The sequence below is a fragment of the Mesorhizobium sp. M0207 genome (genome assembly GCF_040321995.1).
Taxonomy (GTDB): domain Bacteria; phylum Pseudomonadota; class Alphaproteobacteria; order Rhizobiales; family Rhizobiaceae; genus Mesorhizobium.
Genome location: NZ_JAMYSQ010000057.1, coordinates 1 through 7,689, shown reverse-complemented (window position 1 = coordinate 7,689; position 7,689 = coordinate 1). Strand labels below are relative to the sequence as shown.

Sequence of the window (7,689 nt, the reverse complement as noted above, 5' to 3'; positions counted from 1 at the left end):
AAAGGCCGGACATATGGACGCAAGCGATCGAAAACGACGCAAAACAACCGTTGCAGGCAGGGCGCCGTCCACATATGGATCCTGGGGTCTGCGCTGCGTCGCTCCGCTCCTTGCTGCGCCCCAGGATGACGAAGCAATGGGGGAGGTTTGCGACAGCCGAGCTGCCTCAGCCCTTCGGCTTCAGCCCGTCGATGAACAGCTGCTCAAGAAATCTTGCGGCGTCCTCGAAGCGGCCGTCGCCGCCGCGGTCGGGGCCGAGCACGGCGCGCACCTGGACGTCGAAATCGGCATAATGCTGCGTTGTCGCCCAGATCGAAAAGATCAGGTGCCAGGGGTCGGTGCGGGCAATCTTGCCGGCGCGCATCCAGCCCTTGATGACATTGGCTTTCTCGTCGACCAGCGTCTTCAACTCGCCTTCCAGCATCGGCATGATGCGCGGCGCGCCCTGCAGGATCTCGTTGGCGAACAGGCGGCTCTCGCGCGGGAAGTCGCGCGCCATTTCGAGCTTGCGCCTGATGTAGCTGCGCAATTCGGTCAAGGGATCGCCAATGTCGTCGAGCTCGCGCAGCGGCGCCAGCCAGGTGTCGAGAAGCCGCTGCATCAGCGTCTCGTGGATGTCCTCCTTGCGGCGGAAATAATAGAGCAGGTTCGGCTTCGACATGCCGGCGGCTTCGGCGATCTGGTCGATGGTCGAGCCGCGAAAACCGTTGGTGGAGAAGACTTCTAGCGCCGCCTCCAGGATGAGCTCGCGCTTTTCCAGCTGAATGCGGGTGCGGCGAGGAGGGGAGCTTTCGACCGCCCCCGTCACCCCGCAAAACCTTCGCCGTGAGGAGTGTCTGGACCAATTCTCTGGACCAGTTTTTCCTCGCCCTGTGGAGCGCACTTCGAAAGCCGCATTTCCGCTAGTAATCCCTTGACCGCTGATAAGGCGGTGCTAACGTTTGTCCAACCGGTCAAAAATTTGCGTAGCACGAAAACGTCGCGAAGACCAAGCGTTGGAAAGACCAAGCGTTAGCCGCACCGAAACAGGTTACAAGGGGAAGTCTTGGTCATGTCCAACCGGCTGAAAGTCACGCCGAACGATCTCAGCGCATTCTGGATGCCGTTCACGGCAAACCGGCAGTTCAAGCAGGCGCCGCGCATGATGGTGTCGGCCAAGGACATGCACTACACGACCAGCGACGGGCGCAAGGTGCTCGACGGCACCGCCGGCCTGTGGTGCGTCAATGCCGGCCACTGCCGCCCGAAGATCACCGAGGCGATCCAGAGCCAGGCGGCCGAGCTCGACTATGCGCCGGCGTTCCAGATGGGCCATCCGATCGTGTTCGAGCTGGCGAACCGGCTGGTCGACATCGCGCCGAAGGGCATGGACCATGTGTTCTTCACCAATTCCGGCTCGGAATCGGTCGAGACGGCGCTGAAGATGGCAATCGCTTATCACCGCGTAAAAGGCGAGGGCTCGCGCACCCGTCTGATCGGCCGCGAGCGCGGCTATCACGGCGTCAATTTCGGCGGCATCTCGGTCGGCGGCATCGTCACCAACCGCAAGATGTTCGGCACGCTGCTCGGCGGCGTCGATCACATGCCACACACGCATCTGCCGGAAAAGAACTCTTTCACCAAGGGCGTGCCGGAGCATGGCGCGGAACTGGCGAACGAGCTGGAGCGCATCGTCGCACTGCACGACGCCTCGACCATTGCCGCCGTCATCGTCGAGCCGGTGGCCGGTTCCACCGGCGTCATCCTGCCGCCGAAGGGCTATCTCGAGAGGCTTCGCGAGATCTGCACCAAGCATGGCATCTTGCTGATCTTCGACGAGGTCATCACCGGTTTTGGCCGCCTCGGCACGCCGTTCGCCGCCGACTATTTCGGTGTCACGCCGGATATCATGACCACGGCGAAGGGCGTCTCCAACGGCGTCATCCCGATGGGCGCGGTGTTCGTGAAGAAGGAAATCCACGACGCGTTCATGACCGGGCCCGAGCACATGATCGAGTTCTTCCACGGCTACACCTATTCGGGCAATCCGATCGCCTGCGCGGCGGCGTTGGGCACGCTCGACACCTACAAGGAAGAGGGGCTGCTGACGCGCGGCGAGGAACTGGCGCCGTACTGGGAGGACGCGCTGCACTCGCTGAAGGGCGAGCCGAACGTCATCGATATCAGAAACATCGGCCTGATCGGCGCGATCGAGCTGGCGCCGATCGCCGGCCAGCCGACGAAGCGGGCCTTCTCGGCTTTCGTCAAGGCGTTCGAGCGCGGTGCATTGATCCGCACCACCGGCGACATCATCGCGCTGTCGCCACCGCTGATCATCACCAAGGGCCAGATCAACGAATTGATCGACCACGTGCGCGAAGTGCTGAGGGCGGTGGATTGAGGAACGCGCTGCAGCTTTCCCTCCCCCTTGAGGGGAGGGTGGCCGCGAAGCGGCCGGGTGGGGTCGGCGCGGCAGCGCGCCAGCCTGACCTTCGGCCGCATAGGTGCCTGTGATGCCCCGGACCCGCGTGAGCTTCGAAATGCGCCAGAAGGCGCGCGCGCTTCGAGTTCATGCGACCAAAGGCGAATCGCTGCTTTGGTATGAACTGCGCGAATTGAAATCGGCCGGGATGAAATTCCGCCGCCAGTGTCCGATCGGGCCTTATATCGTCGACTTTGCTTGCCTTGCGGTAAAGCTGGTCGTTGAAATCGATGGTGATCTGCACGAACAGGAGAAGGGCAAACGGCACGACGCCGTCCGTGATGCCTATCTGCGATCGCTCGGGTTCGATATCTTTCGCGTCGATGAGCCCGATGTCATAAACAGCGCTTGGCATGTCGCACAGGTGGTCAAGGAGAAGGTCGCGCGCATGTCAGCCGACCCCACCCGACCGCTTCGCGGCCACCCTCCCCTCGAGGGGGAGGGGGACGCTGGCGTGCCACAACCAATGAGGTTTTAGAATATGGCCGCCCCCGGCGAGAATCTGCGAATCAATTCAGACCGTTTGTGGGATTCGATAATGGAGATGGCGAAGATCGGCCCCGGCATTGCCGGCGGCAACAATCGCCAGACCGTTACCGACGAGGACGGCGAAGGGCGGCATCTGTTCAAGCGCTGGTGCGATGAGGCGGGGCTCGAAATGGGCGTCGACGAGATGGGTACGATGTTTGCCCGTCGCGAAGGCACCGACCCCAGCCTGCCGCCGGTCTATGTCGGCAGCCATCTCGACACCCAGCCGACCGGTGGCAAGTATGACGGCGTGCTCGGGGTGCTCGGCGGCCTGGAGGTCGTGCGCTCGCTCAACGATCTCGGCATCAAGACCAAGCACCCGATCGTCGTTACCAACTGGACCAACGAGGAAGGCGCCCGCTTTGCGCCGGCGATGATGGCGTCCGGGGTGTTCGCCGGCGTGCTCGACCAGGCCGACGTCTATTCACATGTCGACAAGGACGGCAAGAAATTCGGCGAGGAGCTCGAACGGATCGGCTGGAAGGGCACCGAGAAAGTCGGTGAGCGCAAGATCCACGCCTTCTTCGAATTGCATATCGAGCAGGGCCCGATCCTCGAGGACGAGGGCATCGACATCGGTGTCGTCACCCATGGGCAAGGGTTGAAATGGCTGCAGGTGACGCTGACCGGCAAGGAGGCGCACACCGGCTCGACGCCGATGCCGAAGCGGCGCAATGCCGGGCTCGGCATGGCGCGGGTGATCGAACTGGTGCACGAGATCGCCATGGACTACCAACCCGACGCCGTCGGCGCGGTCGGCCATATGGAGGTCTATCCGAACTCGCGCAACATCATCGCCGGCCGCACCGTCTTCACCATCGACATCCGCTCGCCGGAAAAGGAAGTGCTGGACGCCATGGACGGCCGCATCCGCGAAGGCATCGACACGATCTGCGACGCGCTCGACATCAAATATCAAATCGAGCAGGTCGGCCATTTCGACCCGGTCACTTTCGACGCGGGCTGCGTCAAGGCTGTGCGGGATGCGGCGGAGCGCCTGGGATATACGCATCGCAACATCGTCTCGGGCGCCGGCCATGACGCCTGCTGGATCAACCGCGTCGCACCCACCGCAATGGTGATGTGCCCCTGTGTCGACGGGCTCAGCCACAACGAAGCCGAGGAAATCACCAAGGAATGGGCAGCGGCCGGCGCCGACGTGCTGTTCCATGCGGTGGTGGACACGGCGGTCATTGTCGAATGATGGGATAGCCTCGCAACGCCGCTCACAAGAAGCGCGAAGAGAATAAGGGAACAACAAAATGTCCAAAGTCATCAAGAACGGCACCATCGTCACCGCCGACCGGACGTGGAAGGCCGATGTGCTGTTCAAGCACGGCAAGATCATCGGCATCGGGCCGGATCTGCATGGCGACCATGAGTTCGACGCCAGCGGCTGCTATGTGATGCCGGGCGGCATCGACCCGCATACCCATCTCGAAATGCCGTTCATGGGCACCTATTCGGCCGATGACTTTGAATCCGGCACCCGCGCGGCCCTTGCCGGCGGCACGACGATGGTCGTCGATTTCTGCCTGCCAGGGCCGCAGCAGTCGCTGCTCGAGGCCCTGCAGATGTGGGACAACAAGACTTCGAAGGCGTCCTGCGACTATTCCTTCCACATGGCGATCACCTGGTGGGGCAAGCAGGTGTTCGACGAGATGGCCACCGTCGTCGACAGGGGCATTACCTCGTTCAAGCATTTCATGGCCTACAAGGGCGCGCTGATGGTCGATGACGACGAGCTCTATTCGTCGTTCCAACGCTGTGCCGATCTTGGCGCGCTGCCGCTGGTCCATGCCGAGAATGGCGACGTGGTGGCGGCGCTGTCGCAGAAGCTGCTGGCGGCGGGCAACAGCGGCCCGGAGGGACACGCCTATTCGCGCCCGCCTGAAGTCGAAGGCGAGGCGACCAACCGCGCCATCATGATCGCCGACATGGCCGGTGTGCCGCTCTATGTCGTGCATGTCTCCTGCGAGCAGGCGCACGAAGCCATCCGCCGGGCGCGCCAGAAAGGCATGCGGGTATTCGGCGAGCCGCTGATCCAGCACCTGACGCTGGACGAGAGCGAATATTTCAACAAGGACTGGGACCATGCGGCGCGGCGGGTGATGAGCCCGCCCTTCCGCAACAAACTGCACCAGGATTCGCTGTGGGCCGGCCTGCAGGCCGGGTCGCTGCAAGTGGTGGCGACCGACCATTGTGCCTTCACCACCAAACAGAAGCGCAACGGCGTCGGCGATTTCACCAAGATCCCGAACGGCACGGGCGGGCTCGAGGATCGTTTGCCGGTGCTGTGGACGACCGGCGTCAAGACCGGCCGGCTGACGATGAACGAGTTCGTCGCGGTGACCTCGACCAACATCGCCAAGATCCTCAACATGTACCCGAAGAAGGGCGCCATCGTCGAAGGCGCGGACGCCGACATCCTCGTATGGGACCCGAAGCGCAAGAAGAAGATCACGGCCAAGAAGCAGCAGTCGGTGATCGACTACAATGTCTTCGAAGGTTTTGAGGTAACCGGCCTGCCGCGCTTCGTCTTCTCGCGCGGCGAACTGTCGATCGAGGAAAACGAGGTCAAGGCGAAGCCCGGCCATGGCGAATTCGTCGCTCGCGAGCCGAACGCGGCGGTCAACCGGGCGCTGTCGACGTGGAAGGAAATTTCCGCGCCGCGCAAGGTGGAACGGACGGGCATCCCGGCGACGGGCGTTTGAGCTTGGCGAGCCACGGAGCGATTATCTCAATGGCCGCGGTGATCCTTGCCGCCGGGCCGGCGGCGGCTGACGTCCTTGCCGGCTCCTTTGGCAATGAGGTCGGTTGCGCTGGTGTACGGCTCGGTTATCAGGACAGCGACGATTATGTCGTGCTGACCGCCGACGGCGTCGAAACCTATGGCAGCGGCTGCCAGTTCGCACAGCGACTGACGGCGGCGCCTGGCACCCTGTTGTTGAGTTCCACCTGTTTCGCCGAGGGCGAGGAGGGCACGACCACGGATGTCGTCAAGGTCATCAATAGGGGAGGGGACGGTTTCTTCGTGACCATTCCCGGCCTTGAGGAGATAGGGCCGCTGAAATCATGTTCGTGACGGTGCCGATGACGACCGCCGCCTCGATGCCGGCGTCAGGCGACCAACCCGTCCAGTTCCGGCAGCAGGACGACGCTTTCCTGTTCGTTGGGATCGGTTCGGGCAATGACCGCCGAGGCGGGGCCGTCGCTCAGATTGGCCGGCAGATGCGGCACGCCGGGGGGAATATAGAAAAGATCGCCGGCCTTGACCACGATATGCTGTTCGAGCCGGTCGCCATACCAGGTATGGACTTCGCCGGAGAGCACATAGATCGCGGTTTCATGGTTTTCGTGCATATGCGCCTTGGCGCGGGCACCCGGCGGCATGGTCAGCAGATGCATGCAGATGCCGGACGAGCCGACTGTTTCGGCGGCGATACCGGCGAAATAACTCAGGCCCTGCTTGCCTTCATAAGAGCTTTCAGGGCGGATAAGATGGCAAGTCGGTTTGGGCGACATCGGGGCAACTCCGGGCGTCTATCTGATGGGACAAGGGCGCGTAGAACTGGGGCGAGTAAAACTGCGGCGAGTAGGACTGGGCGAGTGGAAAGCAACATCGGGGTAAAATCAATGGGATTCCGGCCGGCGCCGCAGTGGCCGGAAGCGACAGGCTACGGCCGATGACGGGAGTATCGCCAGCCGTTGTTTCGGCAAGCAAGCTTGGCCTGACCTTCCAGACCAATGATGGTCCGGTACAGGCGCTGTCGAATGTCGACCTGACGATCGGCAAGGGGGAATTCGTGTCTTTCATCGGGCCCTCCGGCTGCGGCAAGACGACCTTGCTGCGCGTCATCGCCGATCTGGAGAAGCCGACATCGGGAGCCATCTCCGTCAACGGCATGACGCCCGAGCAGGCGCGCCAGAGCCGCGCCTATGGCTATGTCTTCCAGGCGGCCGCACTTTATCCGTGGCGCACGATCGAGCGCAATGTGGCACTGCCGCTGGAGATCATGGGCCTGTCCAGAGCGGAGCAGGCGGCGCGCATCAAGCGAACCCTCGACCTTGTCAATCTCAGCGGCTTCGAGAAGAAATACCCCTGGCAGCTTTCGGGCGGCATGCAGCAGCGCGCCTCGATCGCGCGGGCGCTCGCCTTCGACGCCGACCTTTTGTTGATGGACGAGCCGTTCGGCGCGCTGGACGAGATCGTGCGCGATCACCTCAACGAACAGCTGCTGGAGCTTTGGGAGCGCACCAACAAGACTATCTGCTTCGTCACCCATTCGATCCCCGAGGCGGTCTATCTGTCGACGCGCATCATCGTCATGTCGCCGCGCCCGGGGCGTGTCAGCGACGTCATAGAATCGACGCTGCCGAAAAAGCGACCGCTCGATATCCGCGAGACGCCGGAGTTCCTGGCCATCGCGGCACGCGTGCGCGACGGCCTGAGGGCGGGGCACAGCTATGATGATTGAGGGCGCGCGCGACGGGCTTGCGCGTTCGACGCAGGAGGTGCCTCCGCCCCGCGAGGGAGCGGTCAACAATGCCTTCGTCATCCTAGGGCGGAGCCGCCGCGAAGCGGCGTGCGCAGACCCTAGGATCCATATGTGGACGGCGCCCTGCCTGCAACGGTTGTTTTGCGTCGTTTTCGATCGCTTGCGTCCATATGTCCGGCCTTTGAGCACGGTCCTTGCGGC

Annotated in this window: 8 protein-coding genes; 6 read left to right on the top strand and 2 right to left on the bottom strand. The window is 62.9% G+C overall.

Features of this window, described 5'->3' with window-relative positions; genetic code table 11:
* Nucleotides 1-166: 166 nt before the first annotated feature.
* Entirely contained in the window at nt 167-808 is a 642-nt protein-coding gene (locus NKJ15_RS32590) for a TetR family transcriptional regulator C-terminal domain-containing protein (protein ID WP_023675865.1), read from the bottom strand.
* Nucleotides 809-1,051: 243 nt separating this feature from the next.
* Here NKJ15_RS32590 and aptA point away from each other — a divergent pair, with 243 nt between their 5' ends.
* The 5 genes from aptA to NKJ15_RS32565 all read left to right on the top strand — a co-directional run bounded on the left by aptA (nt 1,052) and on the right by NKJ15_RS32565 (nt 6,074).
* Nucleotides 1,052-2,380 carry an omega-aminotransferase AptA gene (aptA, locus tag NKJ15_RS32585; RefSeq protein WP_352453401.1) on the top strand — a complete coding sequence of 443 codons (1,329 nt, stop codon included), beginning with the start codon at nt 1,052-1,054 and terminating at the stop codon, nt 2,378-2,380.
* A 139-nt stretch (nt 2,381-2,519) separates the two neighbouring features.
* On the top strand, nt 2,520-2,939 hold the full coding sequence (locus tag NKJ15_RS32580) for an endonuclease domain-containing protein (RefSeq protein WP_352503192.1): 420 nt from the start codon (nt 2,520-2,522) through the stop codon (nt 2,937-2,939).
* A 3-nt stretch (nt 2,940-2,942) separates the two neighbouring features.
* Nucleotides 2,943-4,193: a Zn-dependent hydrolase gene (locus tag NKJ15_RS32575; protein WP_352589382.1), complete on the top strand. Its 1,251-nt coding sequence runs from the start codon at nt 2,943-2,945 to the stop codon at nt 4,191-4,193.
* Nucleotides 4,194-4,251: 58 nt separating this feature from the next.
* Complete coding sequence (hydA, locus tag NKJ15_RS32570) at nt 4,252-5,703, top strand: dihydropyrimidinase (protein ID WP_352819799.1); 1,452 nt, start codon at nt 4,252-4,254, stop codon at nt 5,701-5,703.
* 29 nt (nt 5,704-5,732) lie between these two features.
* Entirely contained in the window at nt 5,733-6,074 is a 342-nt protein-coding gene (locus NKJ15_RS32565; protein ID WP_352819797.1) for a hypothetical protein, read from the top strand.
* 35 nt (nt 6,075-6,109) lie between these two features.
* On the opposite strand, the gene NKJ15_RS32560 is transcribed toward NKJ15_RS32565, so the two are convergent.
* Complete coding sequence (locus NKJ15_RS32560; RefSeq protein ID WP_023675871.1) at nt 6,110-6,514, bottom strand: cupin domain-containing protein; 405 nt, start codon at nt 6,512-6,514, stop codon at nt 6,110-6,112.
* A gap of 161 nt (nt 6,515-6,675) precedes the next feature.
* Here NKJ15_RS32560 and NKJ15_RS32555 point away from each other — a divergent pair, with 161 nt between their 5' ends.
* Complete coding sequence (locus NKJ15_RS32555) at nt 6,676-7,467, top strand: ABC transporter ATP-binding protein (protein WP_352503196.1); 792 nt, start codon at nt 6,676-6,678, stop codon at nt 7,465-7,467.
* Nucleotides 7,468-7,689: the final 222 nt, after the last annotated feature.